19 protein-coding genes and 1 pseudogene are annotated in these 23,859 nt (G+C 71.0%); 10 read left to right on the top strand and 10 right to left on the bottom strand.

Annotated elements, in window-relative coordinates; all coding sequences use genetic code 11:
* Positions 1 to 29 precede the first annotated feature (29 nt).
* Positions 30 to 1,127, bottom strand: coding sequence for a threonine synthase (locus tag ACIOHC_RS25335; protein ID WP_351079407.1), 1,098 nt, complete (start codon positions 1,125 to 1,127; stop codon positions 30 to 32).
* A 235-nt stretch (positions 1,128 to 1,362) separates the two neighbouring features.
* On the opposite strand from ACIOHC_RS25335, the gene ACIOHC_RS25330 reads away from it, so the two are divergent.
* From ACIOHC_RS25330 to ACIOHC_RS25305, 6 genes are all read left to right on the top strand, one after another.
* On the top strand, positions 1,363 to 2,943 hold the full coding sequence (locus ACIOHC_RS25330) for a S8 family serine peptidase (RefSeq protein ID WP_351079404.1): 1,581 nt from the start codon (positions 1,363 to 1,365) through the stop codon (positions 2,941 to 2,943).
* A gap of 247 nt (positions 2,944 to 3,190) precedes the next feature.
* On the top strand, positions 3,191 to 3,943 hold the full coding sequence (locus ACIOHC_RS25325; RefSeq protein ID WP_351079401.1) for a GntR family transcriptional regulator: 753 nt from the start codon (positions 3,191 to 3,193) through the stop codon (positions 3,941 to 3,943).
* Positions 3,944 to 4,288: 345 nt separating this feature from the next.
* On the top strand, positions 4,289 to 4,471 hold the full coding sequence (locus tag ACIOHC_RS25320; protein WP_351079398.1) for an SPOR domain-containing protein: 183 nt from the start codon (positions 4,289 to 4,291) through the stop codon (positions 4,469 to 4,471).
* 354 nt (positions 4,472 to 4,825) lie between these two features.
* Positions 4,826 to 5,227, top strand: a complete 402-nt coding sequence (locus ACIOHC_RS25315; RefSeq protein WP_351079396.1) for an NUDIX domain-containing protein — start codon at positions 4,826 to 4,828, stop codon at positions 5,225 to 5,227.
* A 227-nt stretch (positions 5,228 to 5,454) separates the two neighbouring features.
* The gene (locus ACIOHC_RS25310; RefSeq protein ID WP_351079393.1) at positions 5,455 to 5,883 is read left to right on the top strand and encodes an ATP-binding protein; all 429 of its coding nucleotides are present in this window, start codon (positions 5,455 to 5,457) and stop codon (positions 5,881 to 5,883) included.
* Positions 5,884 to 6,076: 193 nt separating this feature from the next.
* Positions 6,077 to 8,629, top strand: a complete 2,553-nt coding sequence (locus tag ACIOHC_RS25305) for a SpoIIE family protein phosphatase (protein ID WP_351079523.1) — start codon at positions 6,077 to 6,079, stop codon at positions 8,627 to 8,629.
* A 61-nt stretch (positions 8,630 to 8,690) separates the two neighbouring features.
* Here the strand turns inward: ACIOHC_RS25305 and ACIOHC_RS25300 are convergent, their stop codons facing one another.
* From ACIOHC_RS25300 to ACIOHC_RS25270, 7 genes are all read right to left on the bottom strand, one after another.
* The gene (locus ACIOHC_RS25300; protein WP_389636417.1) at positions 8,691 to 9,737 is read right to left on the bottom strand and encodes a YHYH protein; all 1,047 of its coding nucleotides are present in this window, start codon (positions 9,735 to 9,737) and stop codon (positions 8,691 to 8,693) included.
* Between the two features lie 221 nt (positions 9,738 to 9,958).
* Entirely contained in the window at positions 9,959 to 12,016 is a 2,058-nt protein-coding gene (locus ACIOHC_RS25295) for a TPM domain-containing protein (protein WP_401844120.1), read from the bottom strand.
* A 257-nt stretch (positions 12,017 to 12,273) separates the two neighbouring features.
* A complete protein-coding gene (locus ACIOHC_RS25290; protein WP_401844103.1) occupies positions 12,274 to 13,755 on the bottom strand; it encodes a glucoamylase family protein in 1,482 nt (493 codons plus the stop codon).
* A 275-nt stretch (positions 13,756 to 14,030) separates the two neighbouring features.
* Positions 14,031 to 15,233, bottom strand: coding sequence for a family 1 glycosylhydrolase (locus tag ACIOHC_RS25285; RefSeq protein WP_365691333.1), 1,203 nt, complete (start codon positions 15,231 to 15,233; stop codon positions 14,031 to 14,033).
* 119 nt (positions 15,234 to 15,352) lie between these two features.
* Complete coding sequence (locus tag ACIOHC_RS25280) at positions 15,353 to 16,273, bottom strand: carbohydrate ABC transporter permease (RefSeq protein WP_351079383.1); 921 nt, start codon at positions 16,271 to 16,273, stop codon at positions 15,353 to 15,355.
* On the bottom strand, positions 16,270 to 17,262 hold the full coding sequence (locus tag ACIOHC_RS25275) for a sugar ABC transporter permease (RefSeq protein ID WP_351079381.1): 993 nt from the start codon (positions 17,260 to 17,262) through the stop codon (positions 16,270 to 16,272). Before ACIOHC_RS25275 ends, ACIOHC_RS25280 begins: the two co-directional genes overlap by 4 nt.
* Before the next feature lie 5 nt (positions 17,263 to 17,267).
* Entirely contained in the window at positions 17,268 to 18,518 is a 1,251-nt protein-coding gene (locus ACIOHC_RS25270; protein WP_351079378.1) for a sugar ABC transporter substrate-binding protein, read from the bottom strand.
* Positions 18,519 to 18,771: 253 nt separating this feature from the next.
* Between ACIOHC_RS25270 and ACIOHC_RS25265 the strand changes: the two genes are divergently transcribed.
* Positions 18,772 to 19,764 (top strand): acetylxylan esterase, encoded by a 993-nt coding sequence (locus ACIOHC_RS25265; RefSeq protein ID WP_401844101.1) that lies wholly within the window; start codon positions 18,772 to 18,774, stop codon positions 19,762 to 19,764.
* A 23-nt stretch (positions 19,765 to 19,787) separates the two neighbouring features.
* Here ACIOHC_RS25265 and ACIOHC_RS25260 read toward each other — a convergent pair whose 3' ends face one another.
* Positions 19,788 to 20,840 carry a LacI family DNA-binding transcriptional regulator gene (locus tag ACIOHC_RS25260; RefSeq protein WP_351079372.1) on the bottom strand — a complete coding sequence of 351 codons (1,053 nt, stop codon included), beginning with the start codon at positions 20,838 to 20,840 and terminating at the stop codon, positions 19,788 to 19,790.
* Positions 20,841 to 21,010: 170 nt separating this feature from the next.
* Here ACIOHC_RS25260 and ACIOHC_RS25255 point away from each other — a divergent pair, with 170 nt between their 5' ends.
* The 3 genes from ACIOHC_RS25255 (at position 21,011) to ACIOHC_RS25245 (ending at position 23,590) form a co-directional block, all read left to right on the top strand.
* Positions 21,011 to 21,478, top strand: coding sequence for a MarR family transcriptional regulator (locus tag ACIOHC_RS25255; protein WP_351079370.1), 468 nt, complete (start codon positions 21,011 to 21,013; stop codon positions 21,476 to 21,478).
* A 65-nt stretch (positions 21,479 to 21,543) separates the two neighbouring features.
* The gene (locus ACIOHC_RS25250; RefSeq protein ID WP_401844098.1) at positions 21,544 to 22,959 is read left to right on the top strand and encodes an MFS transporter; all 1,416 of its coding nucleotides are present in this window, start codon (positions 21,544 to 21,546) and stop codon (positions 22,957 to 22,959) included.
* 79 nt (positions 22,960 to 23,038) lie between these two features.
* On the top strand, positions 23,039 to 23,590 hold the full coding sequence (locus tag ACIOHC_RS25245) for an isochorismatase family protein (protein ID WP_351079365.1): 552 nt from the start codon (positions 23,039 to 23,041) through the stop codon (positions 23,588 to 23,590).
* A 6-nt stretch (positions 23,591 to 23,596) separates the two neighbouring features.
* On the opposite strand, the pseudogene ACIOHC_RS25240 reads toward ACIOHC_RS25245, so the two are convergent.
* A pseudogene (locus ACIOHC_RS25240) lies at positions 23,597 to 23,830 on the bottom strand (succinate dehydrogenase/fumarate reductase iron-sulfur subunit); the annotation flags it as partial.
* Between the last annotated feature and the right edge of the window lie 29 nt (positions 23,831 to 23,859).

Below are 23,859 nucleotides of genomic sequence, written 5' to 3'. Positions count from 1 at the left end.
AACGGCCGATCGGGGCGGGGCGGCCCGCGTCAGTCGGCGAGGCCCGTCTTGAGGCCCGCGCCGCACAGCGGTACGACGACGCTCCGGTCCGTCCAGCCGCCGACCGCGGCCCAGCAGGCGACGCCCGTCGTCTCCACGTAGAACCCGCGGGCCGCCAGGTCCAGCTGCGCGGACCGGATCTGATCCTCGGTCACCGTCAGGAAGGTGCCGCCCGATTCCCGTACCGCGGCCAGGACGGCCCGAGCGCGCGGCGGGCGGGGGATGGCGATGCCCTCGGCGAGGGTGGGGGCGGCCGCGCCGGCCGGGGCGTCGAGCAATGCGTCCGCGTCCGCGCGGAAGGCGGCGGCCAGTGGTGACACCGCCTCGGCCTGGACGGCGATCAGCGCCGGGCGTTCCTCGATCAGGCCCAGGGCGTGGAGTTCGGCCGTGGCCAGGGCCGCGCCGAGCAGCAGGGTGCCGTTGCCCACCGGTACGGCCAGGGCGTCCGGGAGCCGGCCGCCGAGGTCCTCCCACAGCTCGTACACATAGGTCTTCGTGCCGTGCAGGAAGTACGGGTTGAAGACGTGAGAGGCATAGAACGTGCCCGGGGTGTCGGCGGCGGTACGGGCCGCCAGCGCGGCGGCCTCGCGGTCGCCGGGGACGATCTCCAGCTGTGCGCCGTGCGCCCGGATCTGCTCGGTCTTCTTCGGTGACGTTCCCTCGGGTACGTACACCGTGCAGGGGAGCGAGGCGCGGGCGCAGTACGCGGCGACGGCGGTGCCCGCGTTGCCGCTGCTGTCCGCGACGACGCGCTCGGGCGAGAGGCGACGGGCCAGTTCGACGAGCATCACGGCACCGCGGTCCTTGAAGGAGAGCGTCGGCATCAGGAAGTCGAGCTTGGCCGACACCGTGCCGGTGAGCGGGACGAGCGGGGTGCGGCCCTCGCCGAGGGAGGTCGTGGGCGCGGCGAGGGGCAGCGCCTCTTCGTAACGCCACAGTGAATTGACGCGTTCCGCAAGAGAGTTGAGAGGAAGCGGATCGGTGACCTCGAAATCGAGGTCCCAGGGACCTCGGCAGACCGGGCAACACCAGGTGAGGGCGGTGGTTTCGACGCGAGTGCCGTCCTGCGGGCAGATATACATGGCCATGACCGCCAGCATGTCAGGCGTGTGGCGGTCGAATGGCGAAGGTATTGCAGACCTCAACGCACCCTTGTGGGATTGCCAAGGATCGGTCAATCTTTCGCTGTCGGGCAGGCCGTGGGCGGCGCGGAATTTCACGTAACTGATTGTCATGCCCATGGTGATAAATACGGTCCGCCTCGCTCCACCCATGTCACCCGTGGACCCCCCACCAGCAGCGCAACCGAGGAGGACCCCTCACATGTCCGTGATGCGTCACACCCCCCACGCGCGTCGAAGAATCGCCGCGGCGAGTGTCATAGCCGGTGCCGCCCTCATGCTCTCCACCGCGGCGGCGTTCCCCGCCACCGCCGGGACGGCGGCGGAAGGCCGGATCGAGAACGCGGGTGCTCCGGGCACCATCAGCGGCAGCTACATCGTCACGCTCGACGAAGCGGCGGCCGACGCCGGCTCCGCGCGGGGCAGGGCGCTCGCCAAGGAGTACGGCGCCGAGATCAAGAAGACCTACCGCGCCGCCCTCAACGGATACGCGGTCGAACTCTCCGCCGCCCAGGCGAAGAAGTTCGCCGCCGACCCGGCCGTCGAGTCCGTCGTGCAGAACCGGACCTTCACGGTCTCCGGCACCCAGCCCTCGCCACCCTCGTGGGGACTGGACCGGGTCGACCAGAAGAACCTGCCGCTGAACCAGAGTTACACCTACCCCGACAACGGGGGCGAGGGTGTCACCGCGTACATCATCGACACCGGTGTCCGGATCACCCACAGCGACTTCGGCGGCCGGGCCTCGTACGGCTACGACGCCATCGACAACGACAACACCGCGCAGGACGGCTACGGTCACGGCACCCATGTCGCGGGCACCGTCGCCGGTTCGGCGTACGGGGTGGCCAAGAAGGCGAAGATCGTCGCGGTCCGGGTCCTCGACAACAGCGGCTCCGGCACGACCGCGCAGGTCGTCGCGGGCATCGACTGGGTGACGGCGAACGCCGTCAAGCCGGCCGTCGCCAACATGAGCCTGGGCGGCGGTGCGGACTCCGTGCTCGACGCCGCCGTGCGGAAGTCCATCGCGTCCGGCATCACCTACGCCGTCGCCGCGGGCAACGAGTCCACCGACGCCTCCACGAAGTCCCCGGCACGGGTCACCGAGGCCATCACCGTGGGCTCCACGACCAGCACGGACGCCCGCTCCAGCTTCTCCAACTACGGCAGCGTGCTGGACATCTTCGGCCCGGGTTCGTCGATCACCTCGGCCTGGAACAGCAGTGACAGCGCCACCAGCACGATCTCCGGCACGTCGATGGCGACCCCGCACGTCGCCGGCGCCGCGGCCCTCCATCTGGCCGACCATCCGAGCGACACCCCCGCGCAGGTCTCCGCCGGACTGGTCGCCGCAGCAAGTACCGGAGTGGTGACGAACCCGGGTACGGGGTCCCCGAACCGGCTCCTGAACGTCGCCGGCGGCACCACGACGCCGCCCGGCAAGAAGTTCGAGAACACGGCGAGTTACACCATCAGCGACAACTCCACCGTCGAATCGCCGATCACCGTCACCGGTGTCACCGGCAACGCGCCGGCCGCGCTGAGCGTGCCCGTCGACATCACGCACACCTACTCCGGCGACCTGAAGATCGATCTGGTCGCGCCCGACGGTTCGGTCTACAACCTGAAGGCCTACGGGACGGGTGGCAGTGCCGACGACGTGGTCACCACCTACACGGTGAACGCCTCGTCGGAGGTGGCCAACGGCACCTGGAAGCTGCGGGTCGGCGACAACGCGGCGGCCGACACCGGGCGGATCAACTCCTGGGCCCTGCAGTTCTGATGACGGCTCCGTAGACCGACCGGCAAAGGGGGGGCGGCCGCATCCGTGGCCGCCCCGCACACCTGCGCCCGGCCGTCGGTGCGGCGAAGCACGTGCCGAGGGCGCGGACGCGGCTCGGGCGCCGTCGGCGGGACATGCGCGCGGCCATGGCAAATCATCACTTCGGGTGAAACTCTGGCCCGTGCTTGCGATCCACAACCGACGGTTGTCAGGCTGTTGCAGACTGTCAATCTGTTGGGAGTGGCCTGTGACTTTCGGTGAGCAGCCCGCCTATCTGCGCGTTGCGAGCGATCTGAGAGAGAAGATCGCCAATGGTTCGCTGCCGCCGCATGCGCGCCTGCCTTCGCAGGCCCGTATCCGCGAGGAGTACGGGGTCTCGGACACCGTCGCGCTGGAGGCGCGCAAGGTGCTGATGGCCGAGGGGCTGGTCGAGGGGCGCTCCGGTTCCGGCACGTATGTGCGCGAGCGCCCCGTCCCGCGTCGGATCGCCCGTTCCGGCTACCGGCCGGGCGTCGGGGCCAGCCCGTTCCGTCAGGAGCAGACGGCGGAAGGGGTCCGCGGGACGTGGGAGTCCCGCAGTGAGCAGGAGGGTGCGAGCGCCGAGATCGCCGAGCGCCTGGGCATCGAACCGGGCGACCGGGTGATGCGTACGCGATACACCTTCCGGGAGGCCGGGGAGCCGATGATGCTCTCCACCTCCTGGGAACCCCTGGCCGTCACGGGGCGTACGCCGGTGATGCTGCCGGAGGAGGGCCCGTTGGGCGGATGCGGGGTGGTCGAGCGGATGGCCGCGATCGATGTCGTCGTGGACAACGTGGCCGAGCAGGTCGGCGCGCGTCCGGGGCTGGCGGAGGAGCTCCTGGCGCTCGGCGGTGTTCCGGGCCATGTGGTGATGGTGATCGAGCGTACGTATTACGCGTCGGGTCGCCCGGTCGAGACTGCGGACGTGGTGGTGCCCGCCGATCGCTTCCGGATCGCCTACCACCTTCCGGTCAGGTGACCGGCGTGCGAGGCGCGCAGCCCGGCTTCGAGTGCGACGGACCGACGCCTCGTCGGGTGCCTTGAGCGGCAGTCGATCGTCGACCGTCAGGGTTTGTCATGTCCTGGTCCTGATCGCCGTTCGTGCCCGTCGGCCGGATCGGTGAACGGCTGCTTGCCCCGGGGGGCGCATCCAGCTGGATGCGCCCCCTTTTTTATGGCCGGATCGGTATCTCTTTGTGTAATTACGTATTCGTTGAGTGAAGGTCAGGCGTAGGGTCCGGCATATGCGTACTGCGGTTTCCTGGGGATCCTTAGAAACGTACATGCCGTTCGAGGGAGGGGCGCAATGCTCGGGAGGGGCGCAATGACCGACAACGGTGCCGATCTCCCGTGGCTGGTGATACGGCAGGACGACAACGGCAACCGCTACCGCGTCGGCAGGTATGCCACGCAGGGCGAGGCCCAGAAGGTCGCCGACAAGCTCGACACCCATGGCCACAAGCAGCTCTACTGGGTGGAGCGCGTCGGGGCGCGGGCCCGGCCGTAGAACGTTCGCGGGGGGAGTGGGCAGGGGCGTGGTGCTCCGGCGCGGATGCCGGGCAGTCCCGACCCCGACAGGCCACACGCAAGGGCGAGTTGGGCCGCTGTGCCGCACGTGGTGATCCGTGCGAGGGTGCCACCTCCCCGGCCGTGCCGGGCGGACCGCCGCCCTCCGCCGTCGGCGGGCCTTCCTCGGCATCCCGGCGGGTCTCTTCCGTCGCGAGGGTGAGCCGGTGCGGGCCGGGGGAGAGCCGGATCTCTTCCGGCAGGGCATGCCGCGCATCGCTCGCGCCACCGGCGCCGCGGGGCGCAATGGCTAAGGTCCTGCCTGACGTGGGTTCCGGACGGTGGAGGTGGAGTGATGTCGGTCCTGATCGACACGGTGGCGTGGGTGCGTGTGGAGGGTGGCAGGATTCTCTGCGCGCGGCCGAGGGGAAAGGGCGTCTTCTACATCCCCGGGGGGAAGCGGGAGGGTGCGGAGAGCGATCTGGAGACCCTGGTCCGTGAGATCAAGGAGGAGCTCACAGTGCTCCTCGAGCCGCGCACCGCGGTGCATGTGGGTACCTATGAGGCCGAGGTGCCCGATCTGCCGGGCGGTGGCGTGGTCCGTATGAGTTGCTACACCGCGGACTACGAGGGGGCGTTGGCGGTGAGCAGCGAGATCGAGGAGATGGCCTGGTTCTCGTACGCGGACCGCCCGCTGGTTCCGCCGGTCGATCAGCTGCTCTTCGATGACCTGAAGGCGTCGGGGGAGCTGGAATGAGCCGGTCCGGGCGTCGGTGTGCCCGCCGACCCGGTGCTGCTGACGTGTATTCCGGCGGCGCGTGTCGGTCGCTTCGTGCGCCCCTCTCCCCGTGTGTATCTCTTCGTGCGCGCGGCCGTACACCCGTACGCCCCACGTGTCGGTCGCCGCGATAGTTCGCACCAAATATCGGGTATGTGCTGATTAACCCCCGTAAACAGGACGTTCCCCGTTGCTGGTCTTGGGAAGTGATCGGCGTGATCGACACCGAAGGCGACTGCGCCGAGTGGACCTTTCCGGCCGAGCCGGGCGCAGTGCGCTCCGCGCGGCACGCCGTCCATGAGGCGCTGCGCGGCTGGGGGCTCGACGCCTCCCTGGGGGATATGACAGTCCTGCTGGTCAGCGAGTTGGTCACCAATTCCATGCAGTACACATCGGGTCCCATCGGGGTGCGGCTGCAGCGCCCGCACCCCAACGGTGACGGCCCCGCCACCCGCCCCGGACTGCTCGTGGAAGTCTCTGATCCGCTTCCGGATCCGCCCACCGAACGCATGCCGGGACCGGACGACGAGGGCGGCAGAGGGCTGCAGCTGGTGGCCTGTTCCGCGCGCCGCTGGGGGACCAGACGCGGAAAGACCGGCAAGACCGTGTGGTTCGAGCTGGCCCTGCCTGGTTAGGAGTGGGGTGGGACGCACAGCGATCACCAGAGGTCGGGCAGAACCTGGCTGAAAGGGACTGAGACCGTGCTGTGATCGTGAACGCCGTGTCGGTAGGGGCCGTAGTGCTGAATACTGCGGGCAGGACCGGTCCGGTGTGTGAGCTGGAGGGGACGGTCGCGTGAGCGAAATACCTGGGACAGCGGGCGATATCGTGTGGCAGAGCAGCCCGCCTGGCTCGATCTATGACTACATCAGGGTCGCCTCCTTCTCGATCGGCCCCGATGGCCTGATCGAGCAGTGGAGCCGGCGGGCCGCCGGCCTCTTCGGCATTGCCGCGGACGAAGCGGTGGGCCTGGATCCGGTCGAGGTGTTCATGCCTGCCGAACTGCGCGTGGACGGCCGCCGCCGGGTCGGCGAGATCCTCGACGGCAAGGAGTGGACGGGCCTCGTCCCGTTCCGGATGCCGGGCGAGGACACCGTGCACGGGCTCGCCGAGATCTATGTGATGCCGAGCGGGACGGAGACCGGGGAACGCGCCGCGATCTGTATCGTCGTGGACGTCCGCGCGCTGCGCCGCATCGAGACGGATCTCGCCGCGTCACAGGCCATATTCGGCCAATCTCCTTTTGGTTTCGTGCTGTTCGGCACCGACCTCACCGTGGTGCGCGCCAACCAGCGCTTCGCCACCGTCTTCGGGGGGCAGGCCGCCGACCATCGCGGCCGTACGGTCGAGGACTACCTCGCCCGTCCCGAGGCGGACCGGCTCACCGCCACCCTGGAGCGCGTGCTGGAGACCGGCGCGTCCGTCACCGACCTCCAGCTCATCGGCACCGCGCCCGGCGACCCGGTCAGCCGCCACTGGTCCATGAACCTCTACCGGGTGCACAGCGGGTCGGGCCGCCCCATCGGCATCGCCGGGCTGGCCACCGATGTGACCCGACGGCACATCGCCGCCCGCGAGGCCGCCAGTGCCCGCCGCAATCTCGCCCTGCTCAACGAGGCCAGTGCCCGTATCGGCAACTCCCTCGACCTGGAGACCACCGCCCGCGAACTCCTCGATGTCGCCGTGCCCGGCTTCTGCGACCTCGCCTCGGTCGACCTCTACCAGGGGCTGCTCACCGGCGACGACGCGCCTCCCGGCAGCTGGGACTCGCTCCGCCAGGAGTCCGTCGGAGGCTCCGCCGAACTGCGCCGCGTGGCTCTCGCCAGCGCCGTGTCGGACGCCCTGCCCGCCGCCGCGGGCACCGGCGCACCCGACACGGGCGGCGAGCCGCCCGTGCTCGGCGCCGTACACCGCTTCCCGTACAACTCGCCCTGCGCCATCGCCCTGCGCACCGGGCAGGTCGAGGACGTGCCCGGCGACGACCGTGGCTTCGTGCAGTCCACGCTCGCCGTGCCGATGGTCGCCCACGACACGGTGGTCGGTCTCGTCCAGTTCTCCCGCACCAAGGGCAGCGAACCCTTCGGTGAGCGGGACCGGGCGCTGGCCACGGAGCTGGCCGCCCGCGCCGCGGTCTGCATCGACAACGCCCGCCTCTACCGGCGCGAACACGAGCGTGCGCTGATCCTCCAGCGCAGCCTCCTGCCCCCCGGCGACCCCGTGGCCGCGGGCCTCGACATCGCCTGCCGCTACCTCCCCGGCAACACCGCCACCGAGGTGGGCGGTGACTGGTTCGACGTGATCGAGCTCCCCGGCCACCGCACCGCCCTCGTCGTCGGCGACGTCATGGGGCGCGGGCTGCGGGCCGCCGTGGCCATGGGCGAACTGCGCACGGCGGTGAGGACCTTGGCCCTGCTGGACCTGGAACCCGCCGAGGTGCTCTCCGCGCTCGACGAGGTCGCCCGAGGGCTCGGCACTCCAGGCGGCACATCCTCCGGCGGTTCCGGCGGCACCCAGTGGCCCTCGCGGGCCGCCCACAAGTCCCGCGAGGTGGACCTCTCCGAGGTGTACCTGGCGACCTGTGTGTACGCGGTCTACGACCCGGTCACCCGGCGGTGCACCTTCGCCAACGCCGGTCATCTCCCCCCCGCCGTGGTCGAACCGGGCGAACCCGCCCTGCTGCTCGACGTCCCGCCCGGGATGCCGCTCGGTGTGGGGGGCGAACCCTTCGAGGAGGTCGAGGTCGAACTGAAGGAGGGCTCCCTGCTGGCCCTCTACACGGACGGCCTCGTCGAGTCCCGCGACCATCCGCTCGACGAGGGGCTGGCCGCCCTGCGCCGGGCGCTCGTCGAACCGGAACGGCCGCTCGAAGACGTCTGCGACCGCGTACTGACCACCCTCGACACCCGGCACGGCGAGGACGACATCGCCCTGCTCATGGCCCGGATCCAGGGGCTCCCGGCCGACGCGGTGGGCGACTGGCGGCTGCCCCGTGAACCCCGCTCCGTCGGCCGCGCCCGCGAACTGGCCCGTGGCCAGCTGCTCGCCTGGGACCTCGGTGAGCTGGTGGACACCACCGAACTGCTGGTCAGCGAACTGGTCACCAACGCCCTGCGGTACGGGGAGGGCGAGATCAGGCTGAGGCTGCTGCGCGACCGTACGCTCGTGTGCGAGGTCTGGGACGCGGGGCTCGTCCAGCCGCGGCGGCGGCGGGCCCGCGACACCGACGAGGGCGGGCGCGGGCTGCAGTTGGTCGGGCTGCTGAGCGTGGGCTGGGGGTCGAGGCGGACACCGCGCGGCAAGACCGTCTGGTTCGAGCTGGCGCTGCCCGACGGGGATCCGGCCGCCGAGCCCACGGTGGAGCAGCTGCTGAGCATGTTCTGAGGAAGGGGTCAGGAGGCGGGCGGCGGCCCGCTGGTCAGTATCCCCTCCATCTGCCCGCTGGTCAGTAACCCCTCCGCCCGCCGGGGCCTCCCACGCCGGTCCCGGCCGCGGCCGGAGTCGTTTTCCACTGGTGGCACCAGCCGTGCCCGGACCCGGGGACCGTCACCGGCTTCCCCCGGAAGCATCCGATGGAGTACGGATACTCTCCGTTGAGGGGGTAGTGGTACATGACGACCTTCTTGCCGCCCCACGAGATCGCGTGTGTGTGACCGTGACAGACGTCCAGATCCCTGTTCCTGACGACCTTTCCGTCCTTGCCGCGCGGCCCGTGGATCCCGAAGCCGTCGATCGCGTATCCCACGAGCGGTGAGTGCCGGGTACGGGCGTTCGCGGGCCCCCTTGACGCCTTGCCGAAGCAGGTCTGCGAGGGGCAGTGGTAGTGGTACTGCGTCTGGTACGGATGGCCCCGGCAGCGGTCGAGAGGCAGGGCTGCGTTGGGGTCGACCGGGCGGTCCTCGGCGTCGGTGGCCACCTCCAGGTGGAAGGTGCCGCCGGCCAGAGCCATCCCGGTCGTCAGCTGGCCGATGCACGTGGGCTTCGCCGCGGCGGTCGGATTGCGCGGCACGGTGACGTCGAGGTTCCACGGCTTGACGGGGATCGCGGCGGCATTGGGGTACCCGTGCGCGGGAATCTCCGCGTAGTACTTGTGGGCGGGGGTGCCCTTCCGGACGGGGAAGCGCCCGGTGGAATGATCCGGGAGCCCGTTGCCCTTGAAGCGCCTCTTGGTCGCGGTCGTCGTCACCCGCAGTGTGCGGCGCCAGTGCATGGTCCCCGACACGAAAGGGCGCTTGAGCACGTCGATCACGCCGTGCGCGTCGATCCACGGGCGATCGGGCCGGGTGAGGGTTCCGCCTTGGCAGGCGTAGAGGGTGTTGCGGGCGGGGGATGCGAGCGACGTGCCGGTGGGGGGCGTGTGCAGGCGTGTGATCGGGGTGCCGTCTCCCCCGCCGCGCGCGTCCGTGGCAGCCCGCGCGGGACGAGACACAGCGGCGGAGCCGGCCGGAGCCACCGCCGGACCCTGTAGCGCGTAGACCGCACTGGCTGCCACTGCAACAGATTTGAGCACGCCGTGCATAAATGCTCCCCATCTCGACCTGGACCGGAAGACGTCACACCGGCGGCCACTGCCCCCGCCGCCCGCACCACCTCACCGCGCCCGCATGCCGTTGTTCCGCTGACGCGCGCGAACGGGCAACCGAGTGACCACCCGGCCTGGCCCGGGGCAAGCCGGCCAGGCCACACCAAGGATCAAATGCCCGGACAGCCACCTCAAAGGCCACCGCCACGGCGTCGGCCGCGAGTGCCCTCGCCGCCGAAACTGCCCGGACCGCCGCCCCCGCCGCCCGGGAGCCCGCCGAGGACGATGCCTCCGAGCACCGCGCCATCGATCGCGCCGCCCGCGCCCGGCACACCGCCCGCACCGCCCCGGCCCCCGTACCCGCGCACATCCTGTTCGGCCAGGCTCCGGGCCTGCCCGGCCAGGGAGTCGGCCTGCTGCGCCTGGGCCAGTGCGCCCCGGGGATCGTCGGTTCCGGCCAGTTCACGGGACCGGTCGAGCCGCCGCTGGGCCTCCGCGAGCCGGGTCCGGGCCCGGCTGCCCACGGCTCCGCGGTGGGTGGTGACGTAGTCGGCGGCGGCGGCGGTCGTCGAACGCGCGGTGAGCGTGGCCTGGTCGAGAAGGGAGCGCGCCCGCCGGTCGCCCCGCTCCCGTTCGTGGTGACCGGCCAGCGCCTTGTCGAGCGCCGTGTCCGCCTCCTCCACCCTGCGCAGCGCGTCGACGGGGTCGTACGGACCGGCCGCCATCGCCTCTTGTACGTCGTCGAGCACCGATGTCGCACGCGCGATCCGGCCCCGTAGGTCCGCCGTCGAGACGCCCTCGGCGGTGCCTTCGAGGAGCCCGCCCGCATCGGCCAGGTCGGTCTGTGTCGCGGAGAGCGCGGTGGACAGCCGGTCCGCCGCCTCGGCGAGTACCCGGCTGCGCCGGTCCACGGAGTCGACGAGGACGGTCGCCTGGTCGACGGCGCCCTCGGCGGCCCGTACGTGCACCGCCGCCGCGGCGTTGTTCCCCGTGTGCACGGACTGCCGGGCGCGATTGAGGTGGGACGTGGCGAAGACGAGCCGGTCCTTGGCCTGTTCGACGGCGCCGCCGACCGGCGCGGAGGCCGAGTCCGCGTACCGGCCGCGCATCGCGGTCAGAGCGGCCTCGGCGGTGGGGACGCGAGCGGCGAGCGCGCGGAATGCGGTCTCGGCCGTGACCAGGGCCTGCGGGGCGTTGCGTTCCCACGCGCGCAGACGGTCGAAGTCCTCGGACACGGCGTCGAGGCGGGAGTTGGCGTCCGTGCAGCGGCCGATGATCTCGTCCAGCATCCGGCGCCGCGTCGCGTCGTCCTCGGGAAAGGCGTCGTCCAGCTGCTGGCGCAACCGGAACGCGGTCGCCAGCTCGCCCTTGGCGCAGTCGACGGCCGCGGTGAAGGGGGCCGTGGCCTCCTCGCCGAACTGCGCGGTGGCGTGGCCGAGTTCCTCCTCGCTGGTGCGGACCGCGTCGTCGGTGTCCACCAGGGTCCGCTGCGCCCGGCCGTCCAGCTCCGGCAACGGGGTCGGCCGGCCCGCCGGGCCGTCCGGTCCGGCGGGCCCCGGGCCCCGGCCGGTCGCACCCGGCGTGGTGCGGGTCGTGGCGCGCCTCCTGCGCCGGGTGTACGCGTAACCGGCGACCACCGCCGCGCCGACGACGACGGCCACCGGCAGGATCAGGTCCACGGCACTCGTCCCGCTCGGATTCCCGGTTCCCGGGTCGGGGGCACCGGGCGTGAACGTCGGGGCGGGCACGGCCCTGTCGGCCAATACGGCAAAGCACCCGTTCGCGGCGCCGATCGCCGCACCGGCCCGGTCGTGCATCCTGAGCGCGGGCTCGACGGCCGTGCTCGCCACGTCCTGGAGCCGGGTGCCGGTGAGGCGTGAGCCCTGGTCGACGGTGTGGGCGTACTGCCGGTCGTGGGTGGCGACGGCGAGCAGGACGTCGTCGCGGCCGAGGCCGCTCCTGTCGGTCGTCCGGTCGGCCCGGCTCTGCGCGGAGCGGCCGGAGAAGTCGCGTGCGTGCACCACGAAGAGCGGGATGCGGTGGCCGTCGTACAGCCGGTCGAGTGCTGCCGTGACCTGGTCCTCGCGGTCCCCGAGCGCCCCCACCCGGTCGGTGCTCCGCCCCCGCAGGGACAGGGTGACGGGATCGTCGGCGCGGGCGGTCGACGCGGCGCCGAGGAACGGCCAGCACACCGTCAACAGCACGGCGAGAAGGGCCCGGCCCGGTGGGGACAGCCAGGTGCGGGTCACGAGCGGCGTCACCTTTGCGAGGCTATGTCCACTCCCGGTCACCCGCGACCCGGCGACCGGGCCCCGACCCGGAACCGGCGACGGCACGGACGGTCGCGGTCGCGGTCCGGCCGCGCGGCCGGACCGCGACCGGGAACCGCGCGGGGTCGCCCTTCCGCGCCGGCTCCGCGGCGCGGAGGGGCGACCGGGGGGCGTACCGGACGGGCTGGGACCGATCCCCTCCGCGCACGCCGCCGCGGCCCTCGCCGCGACGCGGATCAGATGGAGAACCGCTCCTTGGCGAGCAGCGGGCGCACCCTCGACTGGAATCCGCCGGTCCGGAACGGCTTCTGCAGCAGGCCGGGGCGGATCGCCTGGGCCAGCGCCGCCGCGATCATGCCCTGGTCGAGAGCGAGCATGTAGTCACTGACCCGGCCGGTGCCGACGTTGACGGAGTCCCGGAATCCGTAGCCGTCGTGGTAGGCGCCGAAGTCGCGGTCGAGTGCCCGCAGGTTGGCGATCGCCTCGTCCGGGGCGTAGGGCAGGGCGAGGAAGGAGGCGTGCGGGGTGACCACACCGTTGGTGAACGCCGAGGGGGGCGGCAGCGGCGCGCCGTCCGTGGTGTACGTGCGGTCGGTGTTGGAGGCGTAGCCGTCGACCTGCATGCCGATCGCGTCGACCCCGTACTCCTGGTACCCGCCCTCGGGGATGTTCGCGGGGGAGAAGCCCCAGTACCCGTACCGTGCCTCCTCCATGCCGTGCTCGATCTGGCTGCGGACATAGCGCTGGTGCGTCAGGCCCCAGGAACGCGGCGACCACTCCGGCTCCGGCACGAACAGCGGCACCATCAGGGCCTCGAACATCGACCCGCCCCAGCTGGGCACGATCTTCCGGCCGCGGTGGGTGTAGTGCCCCTGCCAGACGCGTACGCCGTCCATGGCGACGTGACTGCCCTGCGGGTGCTGCTCCTGCTCGTGCTCGGGGAGCATCGTGCGCAGCAGGTGCCAGTAGTGGTCGGAGGGCAGGGAGCCGTCCGCGATGCCCAGGTAACTGGCCATGCGCGGCTCGGTGTTGAGTGCGCCGTAGTGGTGGCCGGTGGGCTCCTCGGTGTCGGTCCAGAACCCGCCGCGCAGCTGGCCGGGGCCGGCGACCGGGTCGGCCGGGTCGTACGGCGTGTAGTAGTAGGACCAGTCGGCGGTGGCCAGGATGCGGGCGACACGGGGACGCAGGGCGGGGGAGGCGTCGGCGGCGATGAGCAGACCGGTGACCAGCCAGGCGTTGTCGACGGAGGAGAGGAACGGACGCACCGGGTCGCCGGTGCCGGGCCACTCGGTCAGGACCGAACCGTCGTGCGCGTCGTACCAGTTGAGCCAGAAGCCGTGGTGGCGCTCCAGCTTCTCGACGGCCCGGACGGTGTGCTCCAGCCGGCGCCGCATCGTGGCGTCGTCGATCACGCCGAGCCCGGCCGCGGCGACGGTCGACCAGAGGCCGCAGCCGATGTTGGTGGGCGACGTCTGGCGCGACTGCACGGGGGCGCCGGGGCCGCTGACGTCGATCTTGTCGACGGCGAGACCGAAGTCGGTCGTCATCGCCTCGATCGAACGGTATGTGTCGCGGAACCAGCGCCGGAGCAGTGCCGTGTCCGGGCCCTGCGCGGACTGTCCGGACTGCGCGGCTCCCGCGGAAGACACGGATACGGCTCCGAGGGACAGGGCGGCAGCCCCTGTTCCCGCGGCGGTGAGAAACGTGCGACGGTCCATCAGAACCCCTCGAAGAAGAGCCACCGACTGTGGGCGGTGGGCGGATTTCGTTCGTCGGTCGTGACTGAGGGCGCGGGGCGCCGTGCTGCGTACGGCACCCGCGTGGGTGCCGCACGTGGGCGGGGCTGGATACGTGTGGCGCCCACGCGGGCGAAGGGCCTGCCCGGCGGATCGGGCCGGACAGGGCCCGGCTGCGCGGGAACCGGCGTCCGTCAGGTACGCCGGTTCCCGTACGGGCGGGAGCGGTCAGGTCGCTCCCGGTCGGGGGGCCGACGTCAGTCGGCGATGCGCGGCAGCGCGCGCGTGCGGCCCATCCCGCCCAGCCAGACGGCGGACGGCTTGGGCAGGCGCTCGAAGGTCTCCGGGTCCCAGCCGATCAGGCCGAAGGTCGGCTTGTAGGAGCCCCACTCGTAGTTGTCGAGCGCGCTCCAGGCCAGGTAGCCCTGGATGTTGAGGCCGTCCTCCAGCGCGGACGCGACCTCGTTCAGCGCGCCGGTGTAGTAGTCGACGCGGCGGCTGTCGTCGTCGGTGGCGATGCCGTTCTCGGTCACGATCAGCGGCACGTCGTTGCCGAGCACCTCGGCGGTGTGGCGCAGCGCGTGGCCGACCGCGGAGGGGTAGTACTCCCACTGCGTGAGGGTGCGCTCGGCGTCGTCCGGCGTCGGGATGGGGCCTTCGGGGCCGATCTTCGTCCGGGTGTAGGACTGCACCCCGATCCAGTCGTCGCCGCGGGCGGCCTCGATGAAGACGTCCTCGCGGGGGTGACGGTAGGCCGCGGTGACCTCCTCGGCACCGGGCAGGGCCTGGTAGACCTGGTTGGCGATGGTCCAGCCGACCTGGATGCCGGCGTCGATCGCCCGGACCTCCTTGACGGCCGCGTGGTGCGCGGCGATGACGGCCTCGGTGGTCTCGTCGTCGGGGGTCGGGAGCCCGGCGGGCGGGAAGCTGTTGTCGCCCCGCTTGGCCTGGCCGGCCATCACGGCGATCATGTTCGGCTCGTTGATCGTGCAGACGTGGCTGACGCCCTCGGCGATCACCGGCGCGCAGGCCGCGACGTAGCGGGCGAAGAGCTCGACCGCGCCCTCGGCGGTCCAGCCGCCGCGCGCCTCGAACCACTGCGGCACGGTGAAGTGGTGCAGGGTGATCATGGGGCGCAGGCCGCGCTCGATCGCGCCGTCGACCATCCGGCGGTAGTGGGCGAGCTCGGCCCGGGAGAACCGGCCCTCGACGGGCTCGATGCGCGCCCACTCGATGGAGAACCGGTAGTCGGTGAAGCCCAGACCGGCCAGCGCGTCCATGTCCTCGTGCCAGCGGTGGTAGCTGTCGGAGGCGTCCAGGCTGGGCTCCTGGATGTGGGTGCCCTCGGCGTGCTCCTTGACCCACCAGTCGCAGTTGATGTTGTTGCCCTCGATCTGGTGGGCGGCGGTGGAGGCGCCCCACAGGAAGCCTTCGGGGAACGGGACCTGGGTGTGAGTCATCGCAAACTGTCTTTCTGGTGCGTGAAGGGGTGTGGCCGGCGGAGTGCGGGGCGCGGCCTCGTACGTTTCGGTGGGGCGGCCGGGCCGGGTGGCTGCCCGGGTCTGCCGCCCGGGGCGGGCTACTTCATGCCCGCCGTGGCGATGCCCTGGGTGAAGTGCCGCTGGAGCGCGATGAACAGGACCACGACGGGCAGGACGACCAGCAGGGACCCGGCCATCAGCATGCCGTTGGATCCGCCCGCCTTGTTGGGGTCGGTGGCGAAGGTGGCCAGGGCGACCGGAAGGGTGTACTTGTCGGGGTCGTTCGTCGCGATGAGCGGCCAGACGAAGTTGTTCCAGGACCCCAGGAACGTGAAGATCGAAAGCGTCGCCAGCGCGGGCTTCACCAGCGGCATCACGATCCGCCAGAAGATGTACCACTCACCGGCGCCGTCCATCCGGGCCGCTTCCAGCAGCTCGTCCGGGATCGACTGCATGAACTGCCGCATCAGGAAGACACCGAAGGCTCCGGCGGCGAACGGCAGCACCAGACCGGCGTACGAGTCGATCAGATGCAGCTTGCTCATCAGCACGAAGAGCGGCAGCAGCATCAGGTTGCCGGGCACCATCAGGGCGCCGAGGACCAGGCCGAAGATCTTGTTGCGGCCGGCGAAGTTCAGCTTGGCCAGGGCGTACCCGAGCATCGAGCAGAACACCAGGTTCGAGACGGTGACCAGCACCGCCACGATCACCGAGTTCATGAAGTACAGCGGCAGGTCGAGCTTGTCGAGCAGGTCCCGGAAGTTCTCCAGGGTCCAGTCGGTCGGGATCCACACGGGCGGGCTGGCCGTCAGCTCCGCTTGCGTCTTGAAGGCGGAGAGGGCCATCCACAGGAACGGCGCCGACATGATCAGCAGACCGACCGAGAGCAGGACGTAGACGAGCGGGCGCCTGGGGTTGCGGGCCTTCTTCGGCCGGGACTGCGCCCCGGCCGGCCGCGTGTCCCCGGGCTCCTTCGACGGCGCCGTCGAGACGGCGCCCGGTGCACTGGTGGCGCTCATTTCGTGTTGTCCTTCAGCAGTCGGAGCTGCAGCACCGTGATGCCCATGATCACTACGAAGAGGACATACGCCATGGCGCTCGCATAGCCCATGTGGAAGAAGTTGAAGCCCTCGCGGTACATGTTCAGCGAGACGGTGAGCGTGGAGTCCGAGGGACCGCCCTGGGTCATCACGAACGGCTCCTCGAAGACATTGAGGTAACCGATGGTGGTGATCACCGTGGCGTACAGCAGCGTGGGCCGCAGCAGGGGCACGGTGATGCCCTTGAACTCCTGCCAGACACCGGCACCGTCCAGCCGCGCGGCCTCCCGCACCTCGGTGGGGATGGCCTGCAGACCGGCGATGAAGAGCACCATGACCGTGCCGAGGTTGCGCCAGACGGCCATCGCGATCATCGACGGCATGGCGAGCGTCTCGGAGCCCAGGAAGTCGGGTGAGGTGAGGCCCACTTCGGAGAAGAGCCCCGCGATCAGCCCGTCGCTCGGGTCGAGCACGAACCGCCAGACCACGGCGACCGCGACGATGGTCGTGACCACCGGTGCGTAGAAGCCGACGCGGAAGAAGGTCCGTGCCCGGTCGATGCCGTTGTTCAGCAGCACGGCGACGACGAGCCCGAGGAAGATGGTCAGGGGGACACCGATCACCACGAAGTACGCCGTGTTGAACAGCGACTTGAGGAACTTGTCGTCGCTGAAGAGATTGACGTAGTTCTCGAAGCCGATGAAGTTCGCGTCCAGCGGGTGCGTGACATTGCGCAGCCCGAAGTCGGTGAAGCTCATCACCAGCGTGGCGACGATCGGGAACGCCATGAAGACGAGGAAGAGGACGAGGAAAGGAGTGGAGAACAGCCAGCCGGCCACGTTCTGCACGCCCATCGAGGGCTTCCTGCCACCCCGGCGACCCGCGGGCCCGGTGGCCGGGGGCGTGGAGCCCCCCGGCCCGGCCTGCACCTTGGCCGACTCCGCGGCCTTTGAGGTCATGGTGCGCATGACTCCTACTTCACGAGGCCTTCGATTTGGGACTGGGCCGTCTTGAGCGCGTCCTCGGCGGACGCCTTGCCCTGGGTCACCTTGGCGATGGCCTGGTCGACCTTGTCGGTGATCTCGGTCCAGTTGGACAGCGAGGGCGAGGACTTGGCGGTGTCCATCTGCTTCTTGAAGACCTGGAGGCCGGCGTCGTCGGCGAGGTCGCCGGAGGTCCAGGCGGCGGTGTTGGCGGGCAGGTCCTTGGTGCGCTCGTACCAGTCGGCCTGGCCCTTGGTGTCCGTCAGGTACTTGATGAACTCGGTGGCGGCGGCCTTGTGCTTGCTGTCCTTGGAGACGACCAGGGAGGAGCCGCCGGCCATGGAGACGGAGGACTTGTCGGCGGGCACGTTGGCCACCGCCCACTTGCCCTTGATCTGCGGCTGGCCCTCGTTCAGCAGGGTGACGTGCCAGGGACCGCCGAAGAACATCGGGACACGGCCGTTGCCGAAGTCCTTCACCACGTCGTAGCCGGGCTGCACGGACTTGTTGGAGAGCCCCTTGTCGAAGTACGAGCCGTACTCCTTGAGCGCCTTGACGGCCTCGGGGCTGTCGATGACGACCTCGCCCTTGTCGTTGACGATCTCGCCGCCGGCCGAGTAGAGGAAGGAGTAGAAGTTCTGCACCGTGTCCAGGCCGCTCGGCTGGATGGACAGGCCCCACTTGGTTCCGGCCTTCTTCTGGTAGGCCGAGGCGAGGTCCTGCATCTCCTTCCAGTTGGTCGGAGCCTTGCTGACGCCGGCCTTCTCGGCCAGGTCGGTGCGGTAGTAGAGGACGCGGGTGTCGACGTACCACGGCACGCCGTACGCCTTGCCGTCCACCTCGCCCTGCTGCCAGCCGGACCGGAAGAAGTCCTTCTCGTCGAACGTCTTGGTGTCGACCGGCTCCAGCACGCCGAGCTCGGCGAACTCGCCCATGTAGCTGCCGCCCATCTGCGCCACGTCCGGCAGGGTGCCGGCGGCGGCCGCGGAGACCAGCTTCTGGTGGGCGACGTCCCAGCCGACCGGGGTCACCTTCACGGTCACGTTCGGGTTGGCCCTGGTGTACTCCTTGGCCACATCCGCGAGCTTCTCGCCCTCGGCCCCCATGGCCCAGACGGTGATCGTCTGCTTCTTGTCCGCGGCGACGTCGTCGCCACCGGAGCTGCCGCACGCGGTGAGACCGAGAGTGAGCGCAGCCGTGACCGCGATACCGATCGAGGCGTTTCTGGCGGTGCGGGACATGGAGGGCTCCTCCTTGAGCAATCCGGATGTATGCGCTGCCTGTAAGCGCATACATCACTCTGCGACAGAGATTCAGGAATCCGCAAGAGGGTGCTAGGTCACACTCGTGCAACGTGCCGGACATCTGAATGTTCAACTTGGCACGGTAAGTGCGCTGTTTGCGAAATTGTGGATGATGTGACCGATTTCGCTGTCGTCCACATGATGATCAACGGCCTGTACCGCCCCGGGCGCGGCCGATACGGTCGGGTCCATGGCTTCGTTCGAACACGACTTCCCCTTCGACCCGGCTTACGGGCGCACGCTCCAGGACCTGCTGGGCGTCCCCGCTCCGGCCGCTCCGGACGATTTCGACTCCTTCTGGCAGGCCCGCTGCGAGGAGGCCCGCAAGGTCGCCACGGAGCCGGAACTCGGGCCGCCGGAGGAGGAGCGCGACGGGGTGCGGATCCATGGTGTGACCTTCACCTCGGTGGGCGGGGTGCGGCTCGGCGGCTGGGTGGCACTGCCCGTCGAGGGCCCGGCGGAGTACGGATTCGTCATCGGACACGGCTACGGCGGGCGGCAGGAGCCGGGCCCCGATGTGCCGCTGCCGCTGCCCCGGGCCGCGGCGATCCTGCCGTGTGTACGGGGCATGGGGACGCGCGGTCTGCACCCGGGCATCCCGGACGTGTCCGCCGCGCATGTGCTGCACGGGATCGAGTCGCGCGACACGTATGTCATCGGCGACTGCGTGGCGGACCTGTGGTGCGCGGCGTCGGCGCTGAGCGCACTGGTGCCGGAACTGGCGCCGGAGGCGGGCGGCCCCGGGCTCGGATACCTCGGGGAGAGCTTCGGCGGCGGACTCGGCGCGCTGGCGATGCCCTGGGACGACCGGTTCGGGGCCGCGCAGCTGACGGTGCCGACCTTCGGCAACCATCCGCTGCGGCTCACCCTGCCGTGCATCGGCAGCGGGGAGTCGGTGCGGGGGTACCGCCGGGATCACCCCGAGGTCACCGAGGTGCTGCCGTACTTCGACGCCGCCACGGCCGCGACGCGGCTGGAGATACCCACGCTGGTGGCCGCGGCGCTCTTCGACCCCTCGGTGCCGCCGCCGGGACAGTTCGCCGTGCACAACGCGCTGGCCGGTGAGCGCGAGCTGCTGGTGCTGAGCGCGGGGCACTTCGAGCACGAGGGCACGGCGGCGGAGGTGGCGGAGCTCCGGGCGGCCCGGCGGCGGTTCTTCGGGGAGCGGCTGGGGCGGGCCTGAGGGCCGCCGGGCGAGCCGCTCCGTCAGCCGCAGCCGCAGCTGGCCCGGCGGATCACCGAGACCGGAAGCATGAGCGACACCGGTTCGCGCCCGCTGTTGCCCAGGCGCTGTACCAGCAACTCGACGGCCTGCTCGCCCAGTTGGCGGATCGGCTGGCGCACGGTCGTCAGCGGCGGCCGTACGATCCGGCTGAGCGGAATCCCGTCGAAACCGGTCACCGCGATGTCCTCCGGCACGCGCACCCCGCGCCGCTCCAGTGCGCGCAGCGCGCCCACCGCCATCTGGTCGTTGGCGAAGAGCACCCCCTGGGGCCGTTCGCCGGGCCGGTCGAGCAGCGCCTCCGCGGCCCGCGCGCCCTCGGCCTGCGTCATCAGCTCGGCCCGCAGGTCGGGCTCGTCCGGCACCGGCAGTCCGGCGTCGCGGCATGCCTCCTGGAAGCCCCGGAACCGCGCCTCGGCGTCCGGCGAGTCGGCTTCGCCCCCGACGAACGCGAGACTGCGCAGCCCGTGGTCCTCGATCAGATGGCGGGCCAGTTCGCGCTCCCCGTCGGCGTTCGCGACGACGATGTGGTCGAGGTGGTCGATCTCGCGCGGTCCGGCGAGCATCACCACCGGAAGCCGGCGCGAGATCACTTCGAGGTCCTCGGTCGGCACGGTCCGCGCCAGCACGGCGAAGCCGTCGACCCGTCCCGCGACCTTCGCCACGCTCTCCGGTCCGCCCTCCAGGGAGGCGGCGATCAGCAGCGCGTAGCCGTGCCGGCGTGCCGCCCGCTCCATGCCGCGGATGATCTGGTCGGAGTAGAGCATCACCGCGTCGTCGGCGTCGCTGTCGGCCTCCGCGTCGGCCTCGGCGTCGGGATCGGCCATGTCGGGGAAGCAGAGGCCGAGCACGCCGGTGGTCCGGCTGGCCAGGCCCCGGGCGTTCCCGCTGGGTACGTAGCCGAGCTGCCGGGCGGCTTCGAGGACCCGCTCACGGGTCTGGGCCCGCACCGAATCGGGGGTGCGGTAGACCCGCGAGACCGTGGCAATGGAGACGCCCGACCGCTCGGCGACGTCGTACACCGTTGGGGCGCTCACTCGACCGACCGTCCGCTTCTTCTTCCGTACCGAAGTACCTGCTGCTGCATGTACCGACCCTCTTTTGAAAGCGCATTCACCCTAGATCGCTGGCTGCTCGACGGGCAAGACCATGCAAAAACAGACAGGTAACCTTGCAAGGTTGTCTGTGCATCTTCTACGGTGAAGGCATGCCGGAACCGACCGAAGCCCGATCCGCGGACCCTCGCGCCGAGCCGACCGCCGAGCAATTGGCGACGCAGCTCACCGCTGCGGTCAGCCGATTGCTGCGACGGCTGCGCACCACGTCGTCGGACAGCCTGCTCACACCGACCCAGCGCTCGGTGCTCGCCAGGCTGGACGATGAGGGCCCGGCCACCACGGCCGCGCTGGCCCGCGCCGAGTACGTGCGTCCGCAGTCCATGCGGCTGACTCTCGGAGCGCTGGAGAGCCAGGGACTCGTCGAGCGGGCGGCCGATCCGGCCGACGGCCGGAAGTCGGTGATATCGATCACCGGGACCGGACGCACCACGCTCGCCGCGGTCCGGGCCGCCAAGCACAACTGGCTCGCCGAGGCCATCGCCGCCGAGCTGGACGGGGCCGAACGCCGCACGGTCGCCGAGGCGGCCGAGCTGATCGACCGACTGGTCGGGAAGTGACCGGCCGACCCTCCGGCCGGGAGCCGGCCGGCCGCGAGGCGCCCGCGCCGGTGATACGCGGGACGGTGCCGGCGCCGGCAGGGACGGCGACCTCCGCGCCGGCGCGGACGTCCACACCGACACCCGCCCCGGGATTCAGCGCCCGCCTCACCGCCCCGCTCCTCATCGGCTCCCTGCTCAACCCGCTCAACACCACGATGATCTCCACGGCTCTGGTGGCGATCGGGCACCACTTCGGCATCGGCGCCGCCGACACCGCCTGGCTGATCTCGGTCCTCTATCTCGCCAGCGCCGTCGCCCAGCCCGTACTCGGCAGGCTCGCCGATGTCCTCGGCCCCCGCCGCGTCTTCCTCGCCGGGCTGATCGTCGTGATGGCATCCGGCCTGGTCGGCACGTTCGCACCTGACTTCGGGTGGCTCCTGGTCTCCCGGCTGCTGCTCGGCATCGGTACGTCGGCGGCGTATCCGGCCGCCATGGCCGTACTGCGCGACGAGTCCCGGCGGATCGGCCGCGCGACCCCGCGTCCGGTCCTGGCGCGGCTCTCCTTCGCCGCGCTCGGCAGCGCCGCCGTCGGGCCCACTCTCGGCGGGCTGCTCGTCATGGTCGTCGGCTGGCGCGGCATCTTCGCCGTCAACGTGCCCGTCGCGCTCCTCGCGTTCGGGGCCGCGCTGCTCTGGATCCCGGCGGACCCGCCGCGCGGGCGCGCCGCGGACGGCAGCGTGCCGAAGCTCGACCTGGACCCGCTCGGCATCGGCCTCTTCTCGACCGCGCTCACCGTGCTGGTCGTCTTCCTGCTCGATCTCTCCCATCCCCTGTGGTGGCTGCTCGCGCCGTTCGCCGCGCTGACCGGCGGCCTGGTGTGGTGGCAGCTGCGCAGTCCCCGGCCCTTCATCGATCTGCGGATGCTCGCGGACAACGGAGCGCTCGCCCGTACGTATCTGCGCCACGGGGTGAGCTACCTGCTCATCTACTGCGTGATGTACGGATACACGCAGTGGCTGGAGGAGGTACGGGGCTACTCCTCCGGGCACACCGGACTGCTGATGCTGCCGATGTCGCTCGCCGCGCTGGTCTGCTCGCTGCTCGGCGCCCGTACGAAGGGGATCCGCGGTCCGCTCGCCCTGGCCTGTGTGCTGCTCACCGTCGGCGCCGGCGCGCTGGCGTTCTTCTCCGGCTCGACCCCGCTCGCCGTACTGCTGCTCGCCGGGGCCTGCTTCGGCATACCGCAGGGGCTGATCGGTACGAGCAACCAGGCCGCCGTCCAGTCGTACGCCCCGCCCGAGAGCATCGGCTCCGCCGCCGGACTCCAGCGCACCGCCCAGTACATCGGGGCCATCACCGCGTCCAGCCTGATCGCCCTCGCCTACGGGCGGTCGGCGAGCGACGCCGGGCTCCACCTCATGGCAGCGGTCTCCGTCGTCCTCGGCCTGCTGCTGATCGTCCTGACCGTCACCGACCGCGCCCTGCGCACCCGTGCCTGAACCGATTCCCCCGAACCGTTTCCCCCGAACCGTTTCCACTCCCGAACCGTTTCCACTCCCGAACCACAGGAGCACCACCGTGACCGCCACCACCCTGGACCCGAAGACCGCCCTGGTCGTCGTCGACCTGCAGAAGGGCATCGTCGCGCTGCCCACCGTCCACCCCGCCGCCGACATCGTCGCGAACTCCGCGACCCTCGCCGACGCCTTCCGCGCCAAGGGCCTCCCGGTCGTCCTGGTCCGCGTCACCGGCGGCGCCCCCGGCCGCACCGAGACGCCCGGTCACTCCGGCACGCTCCCCGCCGACTGGGCCGAGATCATCCCCGAGCTCGGCCCGCGCGAGGGCGACATCGTCGTCACCAAGCAGCAGTGGGGAGCCTTCTACGGCACCGACCTCGACCTCCAGCTGCGCCGCCGGGGTGTCACCCAGGTCGTGGTGACCGGCGTGGCGACCAGCATCGGCGTCGAGTCCACCGCCCGCTGCGCGTACGAGCACGGCTACCACGTCACCGTCGCCACGGACGCGGTGACCGACATGGACGGCGACGCCCACCGCAACGCCGTCGAGAAGATCTTCCCGCGCCTCGGTGAGACGGACAGCACCGAGGCGATCGTCAAGCTGCTCGGCTGAGGGGGATCAGGGAGTCTCCCGTCGCCGGATCCTGTTCCCCGGCCGCACCAGCGGGTCGTACCTCCGGTCCACGGCCCGTTCCCTCAGCGGGATCAGCGCGTCGTCGGTGCTCGTGATGTGTTCGGGGCACACCTGCGTGCAGCACTCCGTGATGTCGCAGTACCTCAGCCCGTGTTCCTCCGGGGCCGTCGCCGTCCGGTCGAGTCCGGCCTCGGCGGCGGCGTCCAGGGGGCACATGTCCGGTCGGCGACGCGCTTGCGCAGCCGGTC

The sequence above is a fragment of the Streptomyces sp. NPDC088252 genome (genome assembly GCF_044740965.1).
Classification (GTDB): domain Bacteria; phylum Actinomycetota; class Actinomycetes; order Streptomycetales; family Streptomycetaceae; genus Streptomyces.
Note: the sequence above shows the minus strand (reverse complement) of the source record. Positions and strands in the feature narration are given on the sequence as shown.